General features: G+C 56.1%; 17 protein-coding genes. 7 read left to right on the top strand and 10 right to left on the bottom strand.

From position 1 onward, the window contains the following. From ACR0IU_RS12650 to speB, 5 genes are all read left to right on the top strand, one after another. Positions 1-1,086, top strand: a complete 1,086-nt coding sequence (locus ACR0IU_RS12650; protein ID WP_480716493.1) for a DUF1513 domain-containing protein — start codon at positions 1-3, stop codon at positions 1,084-1,086. A 102-nt stretch (positions 1,087-1,188) separates the two neighbouring features. Then, complete coding sequence (gene speA, locus ACR0IU_RS12655) at positions 1,189-3,078, top strand: biosynthetic arginine decarboxylase (RefSeq protein ID WP_480716494.1); 1,890 nt, start codon at positions 1,189-1,191, stop codon at positions 3,076-3,078. A gap of 26 nt (positions 3,079-3,104) precedes the next feature. Continuing rightward, positions 3,105-4,328, top strand: a complete 1,224-nt coding sequence (locus tag ACR0IU_RS12660; RefSeq protein ID WP_480716495.1) for a saccharopine dehydrogenase family protein — start codon at positions 3,105-3,107, stop codon at positions 4,326-4,328. 106 nt (positions 4,329-4,434) lie between these two features. Further along, positions 4,435-5,604 carry a carboxynorspermidine decarboxylase gene (gene nspC / locus ACR0IU_RS12665; protein ID WP_480716496.1) on the top strand — a complete coding sequence of 390 codons (1,170 nt, stop codon included), beginning with the start codon at positions 4,435-4,437 and terminating at the stop codon, positions 5,602-5,604. Continuing rightward, positions 5,601-6,443, top strand: a complete 843-nt coding sequence (speB, locus tag ACR0IU_RS12670; RefSeq protein ID WP_480716497.1) for an agmatinase — start codon at positions 5,601-5,603, stop codon at positions 6,441-6,443. Before nspC ends, speB begins: the two co-directional genes overlap by 4 nt. Here the strand turns inward: speB and ACR0IU_RS12675 are convergent. The 10 genes from ACR0IU_RS12675 to ACR0IU_RS12720 all read right to left on the bottom strand — a co-directional run bounded on the left by ACR0IU_RS12675 (position 6,440) and on the right by ACR0IU_RS12720 (position 22,119). After that, the gene (locus ACR0IU_RS12675; RefSeq protein ID WP_480457739.1) at positions 6,440-7,030 is read right to left on the bottom strand and encodes an HD domain-containing protein; all 591 of its coding nucleotides are present in this window, start codon (positions 7,028-7,030) and stop codon (positions 6,440-6,442) included. The two genes, speB and ACR0IU_RS12675, sit on opposite strands and share 4 nt — an antisense overlap. Before the next feature lie 85 nt (positions 7,031-7,115). After that, positions 7,116-8,249 (bottom strand): LPS export ABC transporter permease LptF, encoded by a 1,134-nt coding sequence (gene lptF / locus ACR0IU_RS12680; RefSeq protein ID WP_480716498.1) that lies wholly within the window; start codon positions 8,247-8,249, stop codon positions 7,116-7,118. A gap of 72 nt (positions 8,250-8,321) precedes the next feature. Then, entirely contained in the window at positions 8,322-9,737 is a 1,416-nt protein-coding gene (gene qhpG / locus ACR0IU_RS12685) for a flavin-dependent monooxygenase QhpG (protein WP_480716499.1), read from the bottom strand. Between the two features lie 4 nt (positions 9,738-9,741). Beyond that, entirely contained in the window at positions 9,742-11,052 is a 1,311-nt protein-coding gene (locus ACR0IU_RS12690; protein WP_480716500.1) for a radical SAM protein, read from the bottom strand. Then, the gene (locus tag ACR0IU_RS12695) at positions 11,049-12,809 is read right to left on the bottom strand and encodes a ferritin-like domain-containing protein (protein WP_480716501.1); all 1,761 of its coding nucleotides are present in this window, start codon (positions 12,807-12,809) and stop codon (positions 11,049-11,051) included. Before ACR0IU_RS12695 ends, ACR0IU_RS12690 begins: the two co-directional genes overlap by 4 nt. Continuing rightward, positions 12,802-14,475 (bottom strand): hypothetical protein, encoded by a 1,674-nt coding sequence (locus ACR0IU_RS12700; RefSeq protein WP_480716502.1) that lies wholly within the window; start codon positions 14,473-14,475, stop codon positions 12,802-12,804. Before ACR0IU_RS12700 ends, ACR0IU_RS12695 begins: the two co-directional genes overlap by 8 nt. A gap of 39 nt (positions 14,476-14,514) precedes the next feature. Further along, complete coding sequence (locus tag ACR0IU_RS12705; RefSeq protein WP_480716503.1) at positions 14,515-16,080, bottom strand: FAD-binding oxidoreductase; 1,566 nt, start codon at positions 16,078-16,080, stop codon at positions 14,515-14,517. 123 nt (positions 16,081-16,203) lie between these two features. Then, positions 16,204-19,509 carry an adenylate/guanylate cyclase domain-containing protein gene (locus ACR0IU_RS12710; protein WP_480716504.1) on the bottom strand — a complete coding sequence of 1,102 codons (3,306 nt, stop codon included), beginning with the start codon at positions 19,507-19,509 and terminating at the stop codon, positions 16,204-16,206. Between the two features lie 515 nt (positions 19,510-20,024). Further along, positions 20,025-21,068 carry a hypothetical protein gene (locus tag ACR0IU_RS12715; protein ID WP_480716505.1) on the bottom strand — a complete coding sequence of 348 codons (1,044 nt, stop codon included), beginning with the start codon at positions 21,066-21,068 and terminating at the stop codon, positions 20,025-20,027. Continuing rightward, positions 21,058-22,119, bottom strand: coding sequence for an HlyD family secretion protein (locus ACR0IU_RS12720; protein WP_480458161.1), 1,062 nt, complete (start codon positions 22,117-22,119; stop codon positions 21,058-21,060). The genes ACR0IU_RS12715 and ACR0IU_RS12720 overlap by 11 nt, the downstream gene beginning before the upstream one ends. A 318-nt stretch (positions 22,120-22,437) precedes the next feature. On the opposite strand from ACR0IU_RS12720, the gene ACR0IU_RS12725 reads away from it, so the two are divergent. Then, positions 22,438-23,550, top strand: coding sequence for an AI-2E family transporter (locus ACR0IU_RS12725; RefSeq protein ID WP_480716506.1), 1,113 nt, complete (start codon positions 22,438-22,440; stop codon positions 23,548-23,550). A gap of 78 nt (positions 23,551-23,628) precedes the next feature. Beyond that, entirely contained in the window at positions 23,629-23,994 is a 366-nt protein-coding gene (locus tag ACR0IU_RS12730) for a cupin domain-containing protein (protein WP_480716507.1), read from the top strand. Positions 23,995-24,019: the final 25 nt, after the last annotated feature.

Here is a 24,019-nt window from a genome sequence, read left to right on the forward strand (position 1 = left end):
TTGACCAACCGGCGCAATTTCCTTGCAGGTCTTGCCGCTGCCAGCCTGACGCCCGCATCCGGCTGGTCATCGGTGGGCGCGCCTGTTTATCTTGCCGCCGGGCTATTCCCCGATGGCAGCTATCGGCTTTCCGGGCTGGATAACGCGGGCGCCATACTCTTCTCGATCCCTTTGCCTGCGAGGGGCCATGCTGCGGCCGCCCATCCGTCCAAGGCGCAAGCCGTCGCCTTTGCACGCCGTCCGGGCACATTCGCCATTGTGGTAGATTGCAAAAGTGGTGATGTCATCAAACGACTGACAGCCCCAAAGGGCCGCCACTTCTACGGGCACGGCACATTCTCGTCCGATGGCACGCGGTTCTTCACGACCGAGAATAAATATGAAGCCGCAGAAGGTGTCATAGGCGTTTGGGACGCCAACAGCTTTGCTCGGCTCGGAGAGTTCGCCTCTGGCGGCGTTGGTCCCCACGACATAAGGCTGATGCCCGGCAGTGACATGCTAGTTATCGCCAATGGTGGTATCGAAACCCACCCCGATACCGGCCGAACGAAGCTTAACTTGTCTACAATGTTGCCCAATCTCGCCTATGTCGACCTATCGGGTTCGGTATTGGCAAAAGTGGAGCTAACCGGCGCGCAGCACAAAAACTCAATCCGTCATCTTGCTGTGCGTGGCGATGGTCTTGTGGGTTTCGCGATGCAATGGCAGGGCAATCAGACCAAGCACCCACCCTTGTTGGGCTTGCACAAACTTGGCGAAAACCCTCGCCTGCTTTCCGCCCCTGAAAGACAGCAAAGCGAGTTGTACGGGTATGCTGGCAGCATCGCGTTCTCCAGCGATGGACATTCAGTTGCAATTACCTGCCCCAGAGGCAACGCGCTACATCGCTTCGATGTGACGAGCGGTACTTTTATGAACGCCTACACGCTTGAGGACGTCTGCGGATTAGGCGCTGGCGCAGAAGATTTGGTATTCACCACCGGTACCGGTGCCTTTGGGTCTCTGAATGCCGCGCACGCCAAAATCTCGTCTCGGCAGGATTGCCAATGGGACAACCATTTGATCCCAATCCAAACAACCGATTAATACGCAGCGAGAATCCGATTCGCAGTTTATGCTTGGACGAATCGAACCGCTACCGTATTGGCAGGCGCGAAACCTGCACCCTGATTCCAAGGATAAACCTGATTGAAACAACCGCCCATCGCACCGCATTCCATCTACGGGGTTGAGAAATGGGGCAAAGGCCTCATTGAGGTGACGGATCAGGGCGAGATCGGTCTACGTAATCCGATGGTTCCTGATGCCACTGCGATTAGCCTGCCGGGTATCCTAAGTGACTTGGATGATCGGGGCATCAAGGCGCCGATGGTGCTACGTGTGGCGTCTTATCTGGAACATGAGATCGCGCATTTGAATGAAAGTTTCCGCGACGCAATCAAGCGCGTTGACTACAAAGGCCAATATCGCGGCGTTTTCCCGATCAAGGTGAACCAGCAGGCTCAGGTCGTCGATCGTATCGTCGAGTTCGGCAAGAAATACAATTATGGGCTTGAGGCCGGTTCCAAACCCGAACTGGTCGTCGCGCTGGCCCACCGCTTGGCCTCTGAAGCGTTAATTGTCTGCAACGGCGTCAAGGACGCCGAGTTCATCCAGCTTGCGATCCTCAGCCGCAAGATCGGTTTCAATACGGTCATCGTTCTGGAAAGCCCAAAAGAGGCTGACACGGTTATCCAGGTCTATAACGAGCTTGGCATCGAGCCCTTGATCGGCGTACGGGTCAAGCTGACCAATCAGATCAGCGGTAAATGGGAAGAAAGTTCGGGCGACCGATCCGCCTTTGGGATGAACACCGACCAATTGGTTGCCACAGTGGACAAGCTGCGCGACGCCGGAAAGCTGCATTGCCTGAAGCTGCAGCACTCACATCTGGGCTCACAGGTACAGGACGTCAACGACGTGCGCCGCGCTGTAGGCGAGGCGTGCCGCTACTATACCGAACTCACGCGCGAAGGCGTACCGCTCACTCATTTGGACCTGGGCGGCGGTATGGGTGTGGACTATACCGGCGAAAAGAAAGCCGCAGAAAATTCAATCAATTATACGGTTGAAGAATACTGCGCAAACGTGGTCGAAACTGTGGCCTATGCCATGGACGAAGCTGAAATCGATCATCCCACACTTATCACTGAAAGCGGACGGGCAGTCGTGGCCACATCTTCGATGCTGGTCTTTAATGTTCTGGAGAGCACGCTTTACGACGCCCCGACCGGTCCCGAAGTCGAAGCTGATGATCATCATATGGTCTCGGACCTCGCTGCAGTTCATGGCTATCTAAGCAGCGATCGGCTGCAGGAATGCTGGAACGACGCCACCTTCTACCGCAACGAGCTGCGCGCGCTCTTCCGGCGGGGCTATGTCGACCTGCGACAGATGGCCCGTGCTGAACGGATCTACCTGTCGCTTATGGCACGCCTCAAGTCTCTGGCTGCAAATGATTATCTGGAGTCGGATGTGGACGACCAGTTAGAGAAAGTGGCCGATATCTACCACTGCAACTTCTCACTGTTCCAATCCCTTCCTGACGTTTGGGCCATCGATCAACTTCACCCCATCGTCCCACTACAAGGCCTGAACCAAACGCCTGACCGCCGCGCTGTTCTGTCAGACATCACCTGCGACAGCGACGGCAAGATCGACCGGTTCATTCTGGCCGACGGTGTCTCACCCAGTTTGCCGGTGCATTCCCTGCCCGAAGATGATGAGTACTTCATGGGTGTCTTCTTCGTTGGCGCTTATCAGGAAACCTTGGGCGATCTGCACAACTTATTCGGCGATACCAACGTCGTCACCATCGACCTGCGTGCTGACGGAGGCTTTGATCTGCTGCACGAACAAGAGGGCGACACGATCAGCCAAGTCCTGTCTTACGTGGAATTCGACCCACAGGATTGCGTCGCCGCCTTCCGCAAAATGGTGGACGAGGCGATCTCGACCGGTACTCTGAAAGCCAAGGACCGCAAAACCCTGATGAGCGCCTATCGCGACTCGATCAACGGCTACACCTATTACGAATAACCCCCCTGTGAGAGGAGATTACCCCCATGGGTTCTTTGACTGGAAAAACACTGGTTGTCGGCGCAGGCGGCGTATCCCACGCCGCTGTGCACAAGATGGCGATGAATTCGGACATCTTCACCGAGATCACTCTGGCCAGCCGCACAAAATCGAAATGCGATGCCATCGCCAAGGCGGTGAAAGAACGTGTGGGCGTGGACATCAAAACCGCCGAGTTGGATGCCTTCAAGGTCGAGGACACGGTCAAGCTGATCAAGGAAACCGGCGCAGAAATCCTTGTGAACCTCGCCCTGCCCTATCAGGATCTGGTGCTGATGGACGCGTGCCTTGAGGCGGGCATCCATTATCTCGACACCGCAAATTATGAGCCCGAGGATGAGGCCAAGTTCGAATACCATTGGCAGTGGGCCTATCAGGATAAGTTCAAAGAGGCCGGTCTGACAGCGATCCTCGGCTCTGGCTTCGATCCGGGCGTGACCAGCGTATTCGCCACTTGGCTAAAGAAACATAAGCTGGACACCATTCGTCAGATCGATGTGCTGGACGCTAATGGCGGCTCGAACGATCAGGAATTCGCCACTAACTTCAACCCCGAAATCAACCTGCGCGAAGTGCTGGCCGAAGTACGTCACTGGGAGAACGGCGAATGGAAACATTCCCCCGCCATGACCCATAAGGTCGAGTTCGACTTTCCTGCCATCGGCCCCAAGAACATGTACCTGATGTATCACGAGGAACTGGAATCACTCTCGACCCACTTCCCCGAAATCGAACGCGCCCGCTTCTGGATGACCTTCGGCGATGCCTACATTACCCACGCCAAAGTGCTGGAGAATGTCGGCATGACCCGCATTGATCCGGTGATGCATGACGGCAAGGAAATCATCCCGATCCAATTCCTGAAAACTTTGCTGCCTGATCCCGGTGACCTGGGTGCAGAAACCAAAGGCAAAGCCTGCATCGGTGACATCGCCACGGGCCAGGCCAAAGACGGATCGGGTGAGAAAACCTATTACATCTACAACATCTGCGACCACGAGGAATGCTATGCCGAGGTCGGCAGCCAAGCCGTCAGCTACACCACCGGCGTACCCGCGATGATCGGTGCCGCACAAGTGCTGAAAGGCAACTGGGTGCAGCCCGGCGTCTGGAACATGGAACAGCTCGACCCGGACAACTTCATGGACATGCTGAACGAACACGGCCTGCCGTGGCAGGTCCACGAGCTCGACGGCCCGGTCGAGTTCTGATCCCTCAGGATCGGTCTGAGCGACCGTCCTGCTTCATCTGGCCAAAAATATCCCAGGGGTACGGGGGCAGAGCCCCCGGCCTGTCTACCCAACGGAGACGCCGGTTATGTCCGACATGATGACCACGCAGGCCGGCGACGCCGGAGCCTTCCGCAAATTCGATCTCAGCCGGGTTCCCACGCCGTGCTTTGTGGTCGACGAAATAGCCGTCGAGCGGAATCTGAGCATGCTCGCCGAGATCGGCAACCGCTCAGGCGCGCATGTCCTGAGCGCGCTCAAAGCCTTCTCAATGTTCTCGCTCGCCCCATTGGTCCGCCAATACCTCGGCGGCACCTGTGCGAGCGGTATCTATGAGGCACGTTTGGGTCGTGAAGAATATGGCGGCGAGGTCGCGACCTTCTGCGCTGGGTATAAAGACACAGACATAGATGAAATTCTCACTCTGTCCGACCACATCATCTTTAACTCTCCGGCTCAGAAGGATCGCTTCCTCTTCACGGCCCAGGCAGCACGCGTACAGGTTGGCCTGCGTATCAACCCTGAGCACTCCGAGGGTGAGATCCCCAAATACGACCCCTGCGCGCCTTGCTCACGTCTCGGCACGCCTGTCAGCCAACTGACCGCGGACGCCCTGACTGGCGTCGATGGGTTGCACATGCACACACTCTGCGAGCAGGGGTTCGAGCCGCTGCAACGAACTTGGGACGCTGTGGAACCCAAACTCGCCCCCTTCATGGACCAGCTCAAGTGGCTGAACTTCGGCGGCGGCCATCATATCACCCGCGATGACTATGACCGCGACGGGCTGGTGGCCTTCATCAAAGCCATCCGCGCAAAACACAACGTCGACGTCTATCTTGAACCCGGGGAGGCGGTGGCGTTGGACGCGGGCATTCTGATCGGAGAAATCCTCGACCTGCCAACAAATGGCATGAACCTAGCAATCACCGATATTTCGGCCACCTGCCACATGCCCGACGTGATCGAAGCCCCGTATCGCCCAGCCCTGATGGAAGAGGCCGCGTCAGGCCATACCTACCGTTTGGGCGGTCCGTCCTGTCTGGCCGGCGACGTGATTGGCGATTACACATGGGACAAGCCGCTGGAGATCGGCCAGCGCTTTGCTTTCCTCGATCAGGCGCATTACTCGATGGTCAAGACCAACACCTTCAACGGTGTTCCCCTGCCCACCATCGCCTTATGGAACAGCGAAACAGACGAACTGAAATTCATCAAAAAGTTCAGCTATGACGACTTTAAGGACCGCCTTTCATGAGCATTTTTCTTGATAGTGAACTGACCACATCCGAGCGCACCGAAGACGGCCGCTTTCGCGTGATCCCAGTGCCTCTGGAGCGCACGGTCTCTTACGGATCCGGCACCGCAAAAGGGCCTGAGGCGATCATTGAGGCCAGCAACGAGTTGGAGCGCATCACGGGCCACGCAGAACCTTGCGTAGACGGCATTTTCACCGAAAAACCCATCGATTGCGACGCCGCCCTACCCGAAATCATGGAACGCCTCGCCCAACGCACCGAAGCTGCCATCCGTGCAGGCAAAGTGCCCGTGACCTTAGGCGGAGAACATTCGCTCAGCTACGGTGCTGTGATGGGTGTGGCACGTGCGCTAAACCACCCCATCGGCATCGTCCAGATCGACGCCCATGCCGATCTGCGCCACGCCTATCAGGGGGAAAAGCACTCCCATGCCTCGGTCATGCACCTTTTAACCGAAGAAGGCATCCGGCTGGCGCAATTCGGCGTTCGTGCCTTCTCGACCGAAGAAGCGCAGGGCCGTCTGAAGAACCGTATTTTCCATGTCGACGCCGAAGAATTGGTGACTGGTAATATCCATTCGATCGACCTGCCCGAGGATTTTCCCGAACTGATTTATGTCAGCTTTGACGTGGACGGGCTGGATCCATCTCAAATGCCCGCGACCGGCACGCCCGTACCCGGAGGGCTGGGGTACTATCAGGCGCTACACCTGGTCGAGCACGCCCTGAAGGGCCGGAAATGTGTGGGCTTCGATGTGGTCGAGTTGGCCCCAGACGGCAATGCCGCCTGGGACTTTACCGCAGCTCAGATCGTCTATCGACTGATGGCCGCCTGTTAACCTTCAGACGTCTCGTTCAACTCCATATGCCCCTCGCCCTTGTTTAAGACGCGGCGTAGCATGGGTTCAAAGAACTCCAGCGGCTTTGTTGGATAATCAGGGTCAAATGCTTTCTGATCGTATTCGTGGCAGAAATATCGGCAGTCCTCCCAATACGGGCTGTCGCGATACTTGTCGCGCGCATTCCGGTCACCACCGAGATGGTGATTATAATAATATCCCTGGAACACACAGTGGTGCTTGAGGATCCAATAGGTTCTCTCGCTTACATATGGCTTCATCATCGCAGCTGATAACTCACCGTGATTATAAGGCGACAGGATATCACCCGTGTCATGGATCAAAGCTGCTACAACCAACTCTTCATCGGCACCATCCTCATAAGCGCGTGTCGCGGCTTGCAGGCTGTGTTGGTAACGATTCACCGGATAAGGCGTCCAGTCTTCGTCTAGCGATCGGATGGCATCGAGAATACGATCTGGCAGAGCCGCGTTATAGGCCTCTTCATACTCCATGACCGCATCCCAATCGGCCTTCGTTGCCTCTTCAAAACTGGTCCAGGTGGGTTTGTGGGTTTTGTCCAGCATGGCGCGCTCCTGTGGCTGCTTTCGCGCCTAGATTAGACAGACCGGTCAACAACGCAAAAGAATTCGACGCAGAAAACGCCAAGTATCATGCAGAGGAAATGGCGCCGTTGCCGGAAGATTTACGTAACAAAGGGCGTCCGGCAATAGTCAGGAACAAGCCTGACAATGCGACGCCCAGTATCGCCGGAAGGTAAAGCAAAATCCACAAACGTGGATCTCCGATCACTATAGGTGAAACAAACCCCCTTACGCCTTCCAACAATACAAGAATCGTGAAGGCTCCGAGTATCTGGGGCCACAAGCCAAAACGCGAAAAACTGCCGAGCATGAGCGCCGAATAGCCGACCAAGGCAACCGCAATACAAATGGCGATCCATGAGAATCGCTGATGCAGTTCATCAACCAGATGACCGACGCTGTGGTAATCTTTCACGGCAACAGCTTCCCGATCCCAGATCAGCTCGATCGTAGGTATCGCCTCAAGGCTCCGGTGGCCCATTTCCGAGTTCAGTGTCAGCTCTGAAATGTCGTAGGATGCATCTTCGAACAACGTTGATGACAACGTGTTGCCAGCCTCATCAAATCGCAGCGCAATCCCGTCTAGCATAACCAGATGAATGCCTGAGGTCTGGTTGACCAGATAAGCTGTGGTGCTGGAATAGCTGACGGGATTTATCGTTTCTCGCCGGTCCGAAACAAAGACCTCGCGCAGCGTACCGTCCAGATCGATACTGCCAATATAGACGGTTACACCGTCTGCCGGGTGCAGGAATTCGCCTTCATTCAGTAGCTGAGCGGTCACATCACCAGCGACTTCATCCTGTCTTTTTTCCAGCTGATCAACCGATGCAGGCCGAAGAAACACACTGATGACCGCCATTATCAACCCAGCGCTCAGCCCGAACATCAAAACCGCGCGCGCCAGACGCCAAGGGCTCGATCCAGTCGCCAGCATAACCGTCATCTCACTTTCCCGGCTCAAGCGGTTGGTCGCGTAAACAGCGGCAGCAAACACCGCCATCGGCATAACCGTCCGGATCAGTGTCGGTAGGGTTAGCGCGGTGAATTCCAGAAACACCATTGCAGACTGGCCACCGCTAATCACGCGGTCAAACAGGCTGACCGAACGTGTGATCCAGAAGACACCGACAAGGACCAGTGTGAAAAAGCCAAACAGCACCAGCAATTGCCGCAGGAAATACCCATCAAAACGCGACATGCGACCTCTTGTTACTTGGCGGTTGGCGTTGCGGAGAAGCTTATGCCATTCGGATGGCAGAGGGAACCGTGATTAAGCCCGATCAGTTGCCGGGATCAGTATGCGATGGTGCCAAAGCCAGTCCAGAATGCGAGCCGCTCGTTCGGCATCGAGTGTATCAGACCAACATGCAACGATCTTACTCGCGTTTTGTGGCCAATGTAAGCGCTGCAACAGGAGGCCAAGCGAAGCGCCCTCGAGATTTGCGACAGGCCGCTGCAGATTTGGGTGCTTCAAAACAAGTCCCGGCTCAATATGCGCGGCGACCTGAACCCCAGACGTAATCAGCTTTGCTTTCGAAGACAGGGTCAGGGCCAGATCGTTGCGCGACATCTCTGGGCTATGAATGGTTCGAGGCAATTTGAGCCAGTCCAACGGATGTGCCCGCTCGGCCCAGAACGGCGAAGGACTGACCGCATGCTGCCTCACATAGAAATCCGCCGACAGCGCGGCGTGGGTCTGTACACGCTCAAACTGGCGGTCTGCGTAAAAGGTCAAAGCCAGTTCGCGGTGTTCGGGCGTATCCAGCAGCGTGTTTATCACTGCTGCGGCCTGCACTGCCTGACCCACGGCCAATTGCACCCCTTGCGATGACAAAGCGTCGACCGAGAAACTGGCTTCCCCGACCCGCAAAAGATCATGCGACGGAGGTGTGACCTCGGTTCGGCTGGTTGCGTCCACCCTCCGGACTGGCCCGATCCGGCGCTGTTCCAGACAAGGGGACAACAAGGTCGATTGCGCCAGCAGGTTCAGGTAAAGATCGCGCCGGTCCGCAGGTGAAAGCCCTGTGCAGCTCTCGGGTTCAACAAAAACCATTGCATTGACCACCCCACCCGGCAACAGCGCACCCCAGTACCAGTGCGACTTGCCTGCTTCGACCCGCGCTTGTGGGCCGAAGCCTGGCGGAACCTGCCAATAAGCATAGAGCGCCAATAAAGGCTGAGAGGCTGATCGAAACCTGCGGCCCAGCCCGGCTTGCCGGCCTGCGGCATCCAGAAGGATTCGGGCCTGAACCTGGTATGCTTCGGTATCGGTGCGGACCGGTATTGCCCAGCCTGATCTATCGCGCATCGGGCGGTATGCCCGTGCGGGCTGAATGATCTCAACTCCCGCCGCCCGCGCGGCCCGCAGCAGTACCGCATCAAACTGGCCTCGATCCACTAATAGACCGGGGTAATCGCCGTCAGCACCGCGACGCTCGAACGTTCCGGCCCAATGCAGGATCGATCCGCTTGCGCGCAGAAACCCGGCTTGCGCCACGGTTTCTTCGACGCCCAGAAGGTTCAGGATCGGCCAGATTGATGGTGGCAGAGATTCTCCGACATGCTGGCGCGGAAAGGTTTGTCTTTCGATCAGGCAGACGCGGCGACCCAGTTGAGCTAGCCTCAGCGCCGCCGCGCTGCCTGCTGGGCCGCCACCGATTACGCAGATTTCAGTCTCGATGACCATCCGATCAGGCAGAGGCCGCCTGCGTAGGCACGCCAAAATAATCGGGCCTCGCTTCGGACAAGCGGACGTAGGCCTGAAGGCAATAGTGCAGCCAGCCGCGAATGTAGTCGCAGGCTGGGCGTCCGCGGTGGATGACCTCGTGATGACACCCACCGCCACATAGATACTGCGCCCAGCACGTATTGCAGGGTGACTGGGTGTGCACGTGACGGTCCGCCAACCAGTTTTCGCGTCGCAAGTCGGGGCCATCATAGACATCGCCCATGGCTCCGGCTTCGTCCTCGACAAAGCGATGGCAGGCAAACAGGCCGCCATCGGCGGACACGCCGAAATATCCGCCCCCTGCCCCGCAGGCATAGGGCCGATGGGTGCCGCGATGGATTTCCTGCATCGCCGCCGACATGTTTGAAAACGGATATCGCCGTCCTTGGATCACCGCCGCCTCGAACACTTCACCACAGCGGATCATCTGAGTCAGCATCTCGTCCAGATCGTTCCTGTTTAGCTCATGCTGGCCGTTGGGCGAGGCCAGCATTGGCGAGAAGCCGATCGAGTGGAAACCCATCCCCACGAACTGCTCCAGCGTCTCTGGCAGGTTCATATTCTGCGGTGTGACAGTCACCCGGGCACCGACCTGCATCCGGTGCTGTGCGGCCAGAAGGGGTTCGACCCGTTTCAGGATAGTGTCAAAACTGCCCCGCCCTGCACGATTTGGGCGCAGTTTGTCATGAACCTTGCCCACGCCATCCAGACTGATGGTAACAGCAAATCCATGCGCTTCAAAAAACACCGCGTCTTCGGGGCGTAGCAAGGTCCCATTGGTGGTGATCGAGAACCCGACGCTCAACCCGTAAGCCTGCGCCTGATCGACGGCATAGTCCGTGGTTCGATGCACAAGATCACGGTTGATTAGAGGTTCTCCACCCAGATAGGCGAGGTTGATCCGCACACCGGGTTCGGCTTCGGCCACCAGCCGATCAACCGAGGCCTTGGCGACCTCCCACTCCATATTCCGCGCGGGGCCGCCAAATTCGCCACCCGCCGCATAGCAATAGGTGCAGGCCAGATTGCATTTCTGCGCCACGGCCAGTGACAGCGAGCGCACGGGCAGGTCCTGTGGCATTGTATCGTCGATGAATGGAGTACCATCCAACCCCATGGACCTGAGGAAAGCACTTTGGCCCGCGGTGTTCATCGCCTCAAACCGGCCCGCCGTGCCCTCGGGGACGTCGAAGACGCGCGAGCCATCGATGGCGAGCATGTGATCTCCATGCCCTGTTTCGAAGAAATGCACCTGTGCGGCGGGTGCGATCACGCCTTGCCCTCCGTCCAGAAGGGAATGCCGATCCCTTGGGCCGCCAGCGCTTCGCCCTCGACCCGGAACAGCTTCATGTCATCGCGCACCTGCTGGATAAAGGTCTGAGACTCTTCGAATTTGCCATCCGCTTCAAGCGTATAGGCATTGGCCAACCCATCCTTGACCTTAGCGTAGAGTTCCAACGCTGTTTTGGCCTGCTCTTCGGTCCCGACCTTAATCGGGCGCAAGTAAGCAGGAGTACCTTCGCCGGTATCGTACTTGGCCAGAACATCCTTCATCTGGCTAAAGCGCAGGAAATGCTCGTCCCCGTCGGTGTCGATCCGCACCGCCAGCGCATAGAGACGGCGCTCGGGGAATAAGTCCGCCTGCTCCAGCGTTGCAACACATTGCGCATAGGCGCGGTCGATAAAGCCACCGGGACGCTCGATCTCGATGAAATCCGCAAGCGCCTCAGCCGTCAGTGGCCTCAGCGCGCGGGGCTGCGTCTTACCCTTACCCGCAGGGAGAGTTTCAGACGGGGTCAGGATGGGTTCATACCCTTCTGGCTCAAGCTCCCACAGCAGTTGGTTCGCCCAGCGCATATGGGTCATCTCGCCAATCGCGACCTCCAGCACGGAACGCCGGGCAAAGATCAGGTCGTCCTTCAGTGTCGGCCATTTCTGGGTGTCCGCCGTTTCGGGATCCGCCAACGAGAAATAGGCATAGAGATACTGCAGGCTCAGCGTCATCTCCATCGCGGCCAGGCGCGTCTTAAGGTCCTCGATCATCGTCTCCGGCGTGTCATAGGGTTCCACGCCCGGCATTTCGGGATCAACCTCGTAAACCTCGCCCGTTTCGCGACTTTCGACGACGATGGGCAGCTCGCTCCACATCTGGTTAACCTGATAGTGGTCGATCTGATAGGGGCGGTTCTGTTCCACCGTATTCAGCGCTGCGACATTGCCGGACGGAGATTTGTCCGAGCGCAGCCAGTCCAGATAGGTCTCGGCTTCGATCGGGTTCTTCGACTGGCCCGATGGCAGCTGGTCGTCATGTGCCACCTCGGCCATCACCACATCGGGGTGGTTTGAGGGCCAGTAGTGGCAGCCGCAATCGCGGAAGTCATGGGACCACGGATTGCACAGGCTCTGCGTCAATTCACCGGGGTCATAGGCTTCGCTGAAGACCCCCGCCTCGGTTCTATACTGGCGCCGAAACCCGTGCAGGACCACCTGCTCAGTATCCACAATGCCTTCGTGATTACGCCGCTCCAGAGCAATACTGACCGGTTTGTCATCGCCATGTTCCAGACTGCGGATAAACCGCCAGATCATCAGCCCGTCATAGGGCGTGCCGTCTTCCTCCTTGAAAGTGATGCGCTTGCCGCTTTGTTCGACCCATGACAGGAACCAGCGCCCTTGGCTGAGCTTTACGCCCACGTCGCCGCTGTAGGCCTCCAGCAAGGTCTGCACCCATTCTTCGGGGCTGTTGTCAGGCAGCATCGGGTCGTAGAAATAATCGACAAAAACCAGATGGAAGCCCTGTGAATTCTTCGGCGCCTCGGGCACGGGGTTCAGCGGCACCCGTGCGGCGTTGAAAACCAGACCGGGGAAAAAACGCCGATCAAGATTGCGTACATCCATTTCCAGACCGGGAAAGCAATTGCCCACCGATCCATCTAGTCGCGTGTTGTCAGGGTTGCCCGGTACCTTATAGGCCGCGCGGGCGGTCAGGTTGCGGGGTTTGACGCGGATTTGGCCGGGTTGATCAGACATTCTGAGCCTCCGATTCCTGTGCAACCAGATAGTCGATGAACGAGATCACCAGATGGTATTGCCTGCGTGACAGGGATAGCGGGTAATAGTTGGAATCACGCATATAAGGCGGCATCCGCGCATCGTGCATCGAGTCGCGGATGATCCGGGGATCGCGGAACTCCGGGTTCGGGGCCTGATCGGGGTTCGGGTCGGTCTCAAGCTCGGTCAGGATGCCGTAAGGCGGGCGCAGCAGCGTTTTCACAAAATCCGGACGGCGTCGCAGGAAATCTAGAAGATTGGCCTCGTCGATCAGTTGCTCATGCACGAATTTCGTCGCCACTGTATAGGGTAGCCGGTCATTGGGCACGGAGTTCGAAAAGACCGAGATCGGCTGTGGCCGGATCAACTCATCGATTTTATCCGGTGGCCTTGCATCCTCCTCCGTCATGGATTTCGCGTCGGTTGACGGCAAGCCCGGCGTCGCCGGTATCCCGGTTTTCGCCTGCAGCTTGGCATTGTCTTTCAAGCCCTGCGCCCGGATATCGTCGAGGTTGATCAGGCTGTTGGTTTCAAAGGCGCGGCGGAAGATATCGACCACCTCGTCTTTGGCCTGGGTATAGTTTTCTTCAGTTACCGAGATCAGCGACAGATCACGATCGGCCAGATCATCCTCGAGGCTATAGAACGGCCGCGCATCAGGTGCGAAATCGGGCGGTCCGGTCATGATCGTGGCGCGCGCGGTCAGGCGTTCGCCACGCACAGCCAGCGTCGCCTCGATCACGCCGTCGCTGGTATCATCGGCCACACCCCATGATTGGTCATTGCCGACGCGGGCACCGTCGTAGCTGTCATGCGGCTCGGGGTCGTCCGATGTGCCAGACATCATGATCCATCGTGACCATGGGGTATCGGGGTTCAGGATGCGGTTCTGTTCAGGCACGATTTCATGGATTCGACCATATTCCGATTTCGGCGGGTCGTTCTGGTATCCCGGCACCGCCAACGTCGCCGGGCCATAAGCCGCATCCGGCGGGCCATAGACTTCCCCTTTCGGGGGCATAAAGCGCAGGCGCAGGATGCTACGGTCGATGAATTCCCCCTCTACCGGCTCATCATGACCCTGCACCGGATGCATCACGCGGATCGAGCCCAGAGGGATCGGGTTGTGCTCGTAGACCATCGGCTGCTGTTCAGAAGTGTACGGGCTGAACGCCAGCAGGGGTTTCGGGGTGAAATCCTGCCCTGCAATCTCCACCCGTGCGCGAAATCCGCAGGCCGCATCACCGGTCCGACGCTCGGCCTTTGTATTCCCGACGGTGACCGAATAGCGCACGTTCTGCAGCGACAGCCCCTGATCGTCGAGCAGGTCCAGCGTCACCGGTGTCTCATATTCCTCTCCCGTTTCGGCATCATGCATCCGCGCCCACAGCTCAAAGAACGGGGCAACCGGACGCAGCGCGCCGCCTTCGTCACGAAAGCGGATCGTGTCGGGGTCGGGGAGGTAGGCAGTGACGCTTCCATCTTCGACTTCGCGCAAGGTTATGTTCGACCGTATAACCGTCTTGTTATTGCCATGGGCATCCATGTCCTGCTGCCACTCATAGCTTTCCAGCGGTGTCTCGCCCGGTCCAAGACGGGCAACCGCCATGGGTGGCAGAAAGAAAATCTCCTGAATCGTGTCCATGCTGGGCCCTCTCCCGTTTGGCCTTGGCTGCCCCTGCTTTCAGGGGTTCGAATATGTCTCATACGTGATGGTCGGGTCGTCAAAGATCGACTTGGACGTGTCGCGGATGATGTCCGGCGGCGCATCATCGGGCACGGGCGAAATGCTCTGCTGGTAGTGGAAGAAATTGTTCGGATCGAATTTCTGCTTCACGAACAGCAGTGAGTTGAAATACTCGCCCCAATACTGCCAGCGATAGTTCTTTTGCGTCCGGCGGGGGTAGTTTTGATAAACCCGGTCGATGAAATACCCCTCCTCGGTCATCAGTTCCATGAACCCGTCGAGCCAAGGCACAACGATCTCTTTTTCCTCTTCCGACACCCAGAACACATCGACGTAGAAGTTCAGCGACACATCACGGTGAATAAAGGCATTGCCCTCTTTGCCCAGAGGCATCCGGTTGATCGCGCCGCCATAGGGTTCGATCGCTACCGCACCATAGGCGTTGGGCGTGCTGTCGAGGTAGTCCACGACGCGCTGCCATTCACCCGCGCTGAGCTGGCGCTTGATATACCCGGCCTGCTTATCTTCGCGCGCCTGATCGGGCACGACCGGGATGTCATACTTGTCGTCGTAAAGCCACGAGTTGATTTCCTGATAGGTGCCATAATTCTGGTCATCTTCACCCATCTCGCCGCCGATCTCATCGGTCAGCAGGGGCTGAACGAATGCGTTCCCCTCTTCGGGCGTGCCGTCATAGAGCGCCGACACCAGCAGTACCTTTCGATCCCCTTGATAAGCCAGAAAGATATAGGCGCCGAAGCGGTCATCTTCGCAGGTGCTCATGTAGTTGGCCTGCAGAAACTCCAGCGCTTTGGCGGCATTGTCCAGCGGCCAGGTGATATGGCAGCCCCAAACCTTATAGAGCGGGTGAAGCTTGTAACGGATCTCCAGCAAAACACCAAAGTTGTTGCCTGTCCCGCCTCGGATGGCCCAGAACAGATCGGGGTTCGTGTCTTTGTCCGCGATCACTATGCTGCCATCCCACAACATCACGGTTACGCCCAAGACATTGTCGCAGGCCATCCCGTAGCGGCGAGAGGTAAAGCCATAGCCGCCGCCCATCATGAAGCCGGCGACACAGACATCCTGACAGGCCCCGCCCGGCACATGCAAGTGATAGGAATTCAACTCAGAGTTCAGCATCTTGAACGGCGTACCCGGACCGACATAAGCCATCGGCACATTGGGGTCGACGGTGACATACCGCATTTTGCTGGTGTCCAACACCATCTGGTTGTTGACCGAATACCCCGCCGTGCTGTGGCGACCAGACCGTGCCACAACCCACAAGTCGTGCTCACGCGCGAAAGCAAGGCTGGCGCGCACATCCTTAATGGTCTCGCAATAGACGATGATCTCGGGGTAGTCCTGAAAGGCCGGATTCCAAACCTGCCGGTCATTGTTGTAGTCGGGGTCGGTGGGCAGAGTGACCGTTCCGATCAGTTTCTTTTCAAACGCGCGTATCTGCTCGGGCGTGATCGAGTGATATTGCTGCAGCGCCAGATCAGTGCGGCTTTGCGCCACAATATCCTTGGCCAGAAGCGTTTTGCTGATCTTCTTCATCGGGCCTCCTCACACCAAATGAATTGGTAGCGTGGAAACGCATATCCCCACGCCATAACTATGAATTTTCGGTATCATCCCATATCTGCCGCTGTCCAAGCTGGCAGCAATGGCCCCTGTCGGTCAAGTGGTCGTTTCCAATAACGCTCGCGCCTCTTCCAGATCCGCCAGGTAAGCGTTCGATTCGAAATGAGACAAACCGGTGTTAAGTGCATCGCCCGCAGGCTTTCCATGGTCCAGCCGCCAACGTGTCAGCGCAACCGCTGCACGCAGTTCGTACAAGTGTGCCCCTTGCCGTCGCGCCGTTTCGATCGACCGCAACAGCAAAGGCTCTGGGTCGCCCCCGGTGCCGGCAACAAAACTGGCTTCGATTCGCAGCTGTTCAGCTTCGGCCCATTTCTCTTCGGTTTCAGCCAGCATTTGCGCCGCGTGCGACAATGTCTGCTTAGCCGCTTTATGATCACCCGCGTTTATAAGAAGCTCGGCAATCAGAGAGGGGAAGAAACATTTGTAGTTCCCGGCCCCAACTGCCCACCAGTCCTCTGATGCTTGGCGCAGATCATCGATATGCGCAATATCCGAGGATTCGGTCGCGTTGGCCCAGCTTTCCCACAATCGCGCGATGGTGGCCATGAATGGCAGCGAATGCTCTTCAGCAACTTTGGACAACGCTTCGACATCCTGCTGCAACGCGGGTATGTCGCGTGCCAGCAGATGAACCTTACACATATAGACCAAAATCTGCGCTACACTGTGGGCGTGCTTTAATTCCTTCGCCCAGCCCAAAGCCGTGCGTTGAATCTGCAAGGCTTCTTGGTGCCGCCCCATGAGGCAATAACACGTACCCAGGAACGCTGAAGTAATGGCGGCATGATCAGTCCCATAGACATAGGCCAACTGACTGTGTTGATCAAAATCATATAGCGACCAGGCCTGTTCGAGATGGGTTTTTGCCTTAGGCAGATTACCCAAATGCAACTGCACAGCACCCATCGCGCGATGGCCCACCATTCGGTGTTCAGTCCTGCCGCTTTCCGCCGCCAGATCAAGAATTTGCGACGATACATCTTGCGCCAACCGATATTCGGCCCGCACCAAATGGAAGGCATACAGCCCGTTAAGAACCGGAAACAGCCTGTCGGTCTCATCCGCTCGATGGCAGAGGTCTCGCAACCGCCCATACGCTTCGCCTGTGGCATCCCCTGAGATACCGCTGGTTGACCGCAGTACTCCGGCGCGCAGGATTTGAATATCAATCTCTTGCAGATCTCGATCTTTGCTTTTGGGAAGATCTGCCAGTTGATCCAGAGCTTTTGACAGATGCGTCAATGCCTCGGTTTGGGCCGAACGTTCAATCGCCCGCCGCCCGGCGCTTCGCCAATGCATCACCGCCTCATCCGCACGGTGCGCTAATGTGTAGTGCTGCGCCAGTAGCTCGGGTTGAGTCTGGGCAAGCTGCGGCTGGTTTTCAAGCAGCGCACCTGCCGCCCGGTCGTGCAGCACCTGCCGTTCCGTGCGCAGCAAGCTGTCATAAGCCATGTCGCGTATTAATGCGTGGCGGAAGATGAACTCATCTTCTGCCTCATCCGGAGCCTGCAAAATGATACCGGCAGAGGAAAGCTGTTCCAGCCCAGCCTCCAAGACCGTTGGTGACAAAATTGAGACCGAGGCCAGCAACGCGATTGAAAACTGTCGACCAAAGACAGCACCAGTTTGTGCAACCTCTTTGGCGGTTCCCAGCCTGTCCAAGCGCTCCATCAAAGAATCCTTGAGCGTATTCGGCACAGAAAGCGCTGGCAATGGACCGCGCAAGGCATAACCCTGGTCGGTCAGTCTTAGTTGTCCGGATTCCAGCAGGCCGCGCGTTACTTCCTGAACGAAAAGCGGAATGCCATCGGTTTTGGCCGCGATCAGATCGCAGACTTCGGCTGGAATAGAATTCCCTCCTGCCACTTCCGCCACGATCTCGGCAATGTCCCGGTTTTCCAGACGCTTCAGCGGCAAGTGCAACGTATTGTTATGGTGCCCCCAGCCTGGATCAAATCCGGGGCGAGCGGTAATAACAATCAAAACCGGCAAATCCCGAATGCGCTCGATCACTCGGTCGGTCAGCGACAATGTGGTCGGATCGACCCAATGGGCATCCTCAAACAACAGTAAGACAGGTTTCTCACGAGCCAACGCTGCTAGTTGCTCGGTCACTGCATCGAGTGTCTGCTCAAGTTTCGCCTGTGGCGGCAGATCAAGCGGACCTAGTGAAGCGTCCGCTTCGACACTCAACAAATCGGCAATCAGGCGCATATGCTCGCGCGGATGATGTCGCAGGAGGTAGGAGAGTTTCCCGAGCTTATCGTCGTCGCTGTCGGTTGGCGTGAACCCCGCCACGCGCTCCAAATGCTGAATGATCGGATAAAGCGCCGAGTTGGCGTGAAATGGTGAGCACTGAAAGTTGAGCCGAAGGGCGCCCTGATCCTCCAGCTCTTGGCTTAACCCCTCGATCAAACGTGATTTGCCAATTCCGGCCTCACCAGAAACCAACACAGACTGACCGGCACCCTGACAGGCCTCTCGCCACTTTTCGATCAGTTTGCGAAACTCGACCTGTCGCCCGACAAGCCTCCCAGCCCCGGCATCCGGCATAATGTCAAATCTACGCTCGATCCGAGCCTGTCCTGTAACTGTCCAGGCCTGGACCTGCTCCGAAAATCCTTTCAGTGCGAATGAGCCCCGATCCTCTAACTCAAATGCATTACCAATCAATCGCCGGGTCGAAGGGCTGATGATCAGGGTATTTGGCTCGGCCAACGCCTGTAATCGAGCGGCTAGATTGGGCGTGCGCCCCATAACCACGTCATGTTCTTTCAGCCCTTCGCCGTGTATCTCGCCCACAACGACAAGACCCGTCGACACCCCGATCCGTGCGCTCAGTTTTTCCTGACCTTCGATGCGGGCCAGCCCGCCCAGAATATCCAGTCCGGCATGAACTGCCCGTGACGCTGCATCTTCAAGCGCGTGAGGGTAGCCGAAATAGATCATCGCCCCATCGCCCATGAAGCTTGCAACATGGCCACCAAACCGAGCTACTGAGGTTGAGCAGATTTCTTTGAACCGTCGCAGCAGCTCACCCAGATCTTCCGGGTCCAGACGTTCTGACAGGGCAGTCGATCCAACGAGGTCAACAAACATGACAGTCAGTTGCCGTCGCTCGGCCACAATCTTCCCATGGCCATGAATAGGTGCCGGATTCGCCCCGCGCGCCTGACCCAAAGCTGCCGTCAGTCGGCGCCTCGGACCCAACGGTAGCCCCATATCTATCAGGTCGTGTTCAGAGAGATTTACAAGATCAGCCAGAGAGACCTCGTTGGCAGCAAACACAGGGGCGTACTTGGTCAGCCCGAGCCCTTCAAGAAATACGTCGATCTCTGCCATTATCCCCATTTGCCCCAGATTGGCTCCGGGCTCCCCTACCCGGTCAGGCTTACTGCCATCGGCACAAAAGTCGAGTGACCTTAGCACGTTAGGCGGATAACCCTGATGGCCTCTCCGCAAGCCTAGTTCAAGCTTTTTCTTTCTTGCCCTAAACGTCAAGAGAATTGAGTCTGACTTGCGCGCCAAATGCACGCGTCTGCCCCAGCGAAATCATCGATTTGAGAGAGTGGCAGGGGCAGCAGGGTTCGAACCCGCGACCTACGGTTTTGGAGACCGTCGCCACGACCTATCCCCAAGTACTTACCCATATTTAAGCATCTGTTTTCCATTGACTTTACGTACCTTGGAATATCCCTTAATCGGCGCACATACACAATTTTCCGCACAAGACCCGCCACCGAAAATCAAAGGCATGCTGCACCTGCGTGCGGCGGCTCGCAGCCCAAAGCAGACATTCGCATCTAAACTTCGCTAATCCCGAATTGGCGGTCATTGCTGCCGTGGATCGCTGAATCTTAAGTGGTTTTGCTCACGCGTTCAGGGGCAAACCGGTCCACGATTGCAAAAGCTAAACTGAGGTAAGCGAATGCCACGCCGAGTTGCCAAAGGCGGAAGATCATTTTGGTTTGAGCGTCGTCAGAAAACGGCATCAGTGTTCCTCCGATCAAAATCAAAAAAGCGGTGATCGCCGAAACTATGCGCGTATCGCCGGCAATGAACTGGCGAGAAAACCAGACCATTGCAGCAAACAGTGTTACCAAAACGAAAGGCAGAAATGGAACCACAACCAACAATTCATAAACGAGCACTGCGGCAATACCGCCAATCATGTTTGCTGTGAGCATATCCCGACTGGCGCGACTTTGCGCACTTGTGTCGGCTACAAACTGGGATGACTGAATAGCGACGAAGACCAGCACAAAGGGTGTAATAAAATCAAAAACGAAAGCACAAAAAACAAATGGAATTACAACCGCAGCAAGACGCAGCATTTGTAGTTCTGTATCAGTGACGTTTGTTTCATCAGCCGCTATTTTTGTGCCTTTCTCAGATGCATCGGGTTCAGGCAAGATCAGGAACACCAGCCACGAAACGATCATGGCCACTGCCACATTTGCTATTAGCCAATAGGCGATGGTCCCAGCGAGTTCCGGATCCATTCTCGCAAGGAACGGAACAAGAAGTGCTGCGATGACTGCGAAAACCGAAAGCAACAAGTCGCCAGTTTTTATTTGCAATCTGTATGCGAGTAAAACACCGAGGCAAACAAAAATTAAGAAAACAACAGGATAGGGAAGAAACCAGATAGATAAACCCCACGCGAGCAAAAGGATTGCTGCCGATTTCGTCAGCAGCGCAATCCCATAAGACACTGGCACCGGCCTAAGGCCGAGCGTAAACAAAGCCGCGAAAACCGATCCAATAAAAGCGAGTTGCAAGTTAGTGACTATGCCAAGGGAAAAGACGATCCAAGGGGCGAGCGCCAACCTCAGTCCATGACGAACATTCTCAGGCGGAGTTATTTGCGCCAAAGAGTGTTTGTCAGCATCAGTAGGCATAGCTCAACCACGAAACAACGCGGATGTATGCGTTTCCTATCGTATTCAACAGCGAGTTTCCTGATGTAAAAACAATTACATCAGCCTGCCCGTTCAAAAGAAACATTACGTCGTCGTCCTTATCACCGGTCTCATACCCAGGCAGGACTATGCGCACAGGGTAACGTTGCGCTGCCCTCAACCAACCCGAGTCGGATGGCGGGCGAGGCAGTCCATCTTGAGTTGGGTTTCCCAAAGAAGCTGCTCCAGTAATGCTCTCGACTCGTCCAACAAGGACACGTCCCGGATGGGTATCAAGAACTACTTTTGCCGTGTCTCCGATTGTAAGATTCCCCAGATTGTTCTCTTTCAGATAGGCTTCGACCCATACATTGCGGGCGTCCACAAATGTCATCAATGGTTGCCCTGCCTGTGCGGAAGCTCCCTCTGAAATCGTCAAATCTGCCACGCCGCCTTCTGTTGGAGAACGAAGCTCGGTATAGGCAAGATCGAGTTGAGCTGCCGCCAGATTGGCCAATGCGGCTTTTATTCGTGGGTTTTCTTCACCGTCAGAGCCAAGGTTTTGTCGCGCGCGCTCCAGTTCCGCTCTGGCAACATCGACTGCGGCCTCGGCATCTGAAAGAGCGGTTCGTGCGTCGTCTGCCCTGGCGGTCGCAATAAGACCTTTCTTTTCCAGTTCCAAAACTCTGGAAGACTGGAGCTGGGTGTTTTCCAGCTCGGTCTGGGTTCGGACCAACTGCGCTTGAGCCCGCTCCACATCAGCTGAGCTCGCACCAACTTCCTGAGTTGCACTTTCCAGTTCTGCTTCAGCCCGGGCTAAGCTGATTTCGAAAGGGCGGGGATCAATTCGAGCCAATAGTTCCCCTGCACCAACAAACGAAGCATTCGCAATCGGCACTTCAATCACTGTCCCCGAAACCTTGGGGACCACCGGGGTAACGATGGCCTTGACGCGTGCGTTCGAAGTGAATGGAGTGTTTCTGTCGGCTGCCAGATACCAAACCAGAACTAAAACAGCGATTGCTGTAGCGGTTCTGAATAGAGTCTTCATGGAAATCAAAATTCAAACTCCTGCGCTCGCTGAATGGATTTGAGAAGCATCCTTCGAGAACGCATTCGGCAGTGCAACGCAAGATTTGGCTGAATACTGACCAAAATAGCTCCCCCTATTTTTGAGCCTGAGGTTCACATCGGAATTCCGCTCGATACTAGCGGCTGATCCTAAATTTAGTGACGCGGGCCGGAATGCATACTCGACTCAATCTAATATATAGATAACATTGAATGAAAGACGAAAGAATGAGCTGCTTTGCTTTGGGTCTCGACCGAATTCGCGACCTGCACAAAGAAGAAAATGGGGGATCCAACTTTGAAGCGGGAAACAGATCAACTGAGCAAGGCAATTTCAGAGGCGCTGACGTCATCACTGATACAGTTTTCAGTAATTGCCTTCATCGTTTTGGCGTGCACCTGGGCATTCGCGCCTTTTCTGCCAATTATGCTCTGGGCTTTGGTTTTAGCCATAGCCCTTCAACCGGTTTACCTTGCGTTGAAGGCAAAGATGGGTGGCTCTTCAGGGCGACCTGCCACTATGTTGGTTCTGGTTGGTCTTCTTCTGATTGGAGTTCCCACAGTCTTAATGGGCAGTGCATTTGCAACACAGCTCATTGTGCTGGCTGAAGGTTTGTCCGAAGGTACAATCAAAGTGCCTGCACCTTCTCAGGACGTCGCCGAACTTCCGTTAATTGGTGAGAACCTTCACGAAACTTGGGCGGCGGCCGCAACAGATCTGCCCGCTTTCCTTGAGAAAATGACTCCTCAACTAAAATCTTTTGGCGGCTGGATCGCAGGCGTCGCGGCGGGGACTGCTGGCGGTGTCTTCAAACTTCTTGGTGCCCTCATTGTCGCCGGAATCATGCTGGCCTGGTCTGAAGAAGGTAGTCGAGCGATGAGCCGGATTTTCTCCCGGTTTGCTGGGCCAGAAAGAGGTCTGGGGCTTCAAGATCTAACGACAAAAACCGTTCGCTCTGTGGCCGTTGGTATTATTGGGATTGCGTTTGTGACCGCATTCCTGCTTGGGATCATTTTCTTCCTTTCAGGAATTCCGGGCGCCGGGATCCTTGCTGTTCTCGCTCTATTGTTTGGGATCATGCAAATCCCCATTACGTTGATCGCCCTGGTTGGTGTTGCTCTGCTTTGGTCCACCGGCGGCGATAATTCGACGGTGTTCAATGTAATTTTCACGGTTTTAATGATTGTAGGAAGCATGGTGGACAACATTTTGAAACCAATCGTTCTCGGGCGGGGTCTGGATGTCCCTATGCCAGTGATACTGATTGGGGCTCTTGGCGGAATGATGTCAGGGGGTTTTCTGGGAATGTTCATTGGTGCCTCTTTTCTGGCCGCCGGTTACCAGCTGTTTATGGGATGGGTCGATGCAGGCTCGGCTGAGAATGCGTCCCAAGACGTTCAAACGAGATAGCAAAACCGATTTGACGACGGCCCGAGATAGATGCCTGACATCAATCAATGTGGCTGGACTGTCTGAAAGGATCCTTAGATGCAGATCTATACTTTGCGTGAAGATGAAAACGGTGGAGCAGTCTTCGGACAAACAAAAAAAACGCTGCGCGGCAGCGGTAATATGATGTCGGAAGTTTCGACTTTGGTATCTGATGCAGAGAATTGCGAACGGTATTTCTTTGCAGAGCTACCTCCGGGAACATCGACTGGATTTGCCCCGGCTACGCGAACTCAGCTTTGTGTATGCCTATCCGGGCAGCTTGAAGTAGAGGCGTCAGGTGATGAAAAGCTGGAGCTGAGGCCTGGAGATGTTCTGTGGTTGGACAACACGTCAGGGAGTGGGCACGCGTATTCGGTGAAGAGTGAGGAACCCGTAAAACTTTTGATCGTTCAAACAGATTGACCGCCCGGCGCAGGCAATCGACGAT

Source organism: Ruegeria sp. CL5, assembly GCF_056536485.1.

Bases quoted from the DNA above. Each gene is read 5' to 3' on its own strand.
- ACR0IU_RS12700 (WP_480716502.1), bottom strand. From the start codon at position 14,475: ATGGACACGATTCAGGAGATTTTCTTTCTGCCACCCATGGCGGTTGCC.
- qhpG (WP_480716499.1), bottom strand. From the start codon at position 9,737: ATGGTCATCGAGACTGAAATCTGCGTAATCGGTGGCGGCCCAGCAGGC.
- nspC (WP_480716496.1), top strand. From the start codon at position 4,435: ATGTCCGACATGATGACCACGCAGGCCGGCGACGCCGGAGCCTTCCGC.
- ACR0IU_RS12720 (WP_480458161.1), bottom strand. From the start codon at position 22,119: ATGAAGACTCTATTCAGAACCGCTACAGCAATCGCTGTTTTAGTTCTG.
- ACR0IU_RS12660 (WP_480716495.1), top strand. From the start codon at position 3,105: ATGGGTTCTTTGACTGGAAAAACACTGGTTGTCGGCGCAGGCGGCGTA.
- lptF (WP_480716498.1), bottom strand. From the start codon at position 8,249: ATGTCGCGTTTTGATGGGTATTTCCTGCGGCAATTGCTGGTGCTGTTT.
- ACR0IU_RS12715 (WP_480716505.1), bottom strand. From the start codon at position 21,068: ATGCCTACTGATGCTGACAAACACTCTTTGGCGCAAATAACTCCGCCT.
- ACR0IU_RS12730 (WP_480716507.1), top strand. From the start codon at position 23,629: ATGCAGATCTATACTTTGCGTGAAGATGAAAACGGTGGAGCAGTCTTC.
- ACR0IU_RS12710 (WP_480716504.1), bottom strand. From the start codon at position 19,509: ATGGCAGAGATCGACGTATTTCTTGAAGGGCTCGGGCTGACCAAGTAC.
- speB (WP_480716497.1), top strand. From the start codon at position 5,601: ATGAGCATTTTTCTTGATAGTGAACTGACCACATCCGAGCGCACCGAA.
- ACR0IU_RS12705 (WP_480716503.1), bottom strand. From the start codon at position 16,080: ATGAAGAAGATCAGCAAAACGCTTCTGGCCAAGGATATTGTGGCGCAA.
- ACR0IU_RS12695 (WP_480716501.1), bottom strand. From the start codon at position 12,809: ATGTCTGATCAACCCGGCCAAATCCGCGTCAAACCCCGCAACCTGACC.
- ACR0IU_RS12675 (WP_480457739.1), bottom strand. From the start codon at position 7,030: ATGCTGGACAAAACCCACAAACCCACCTGGACCAGTTTTGAAGAGGCA.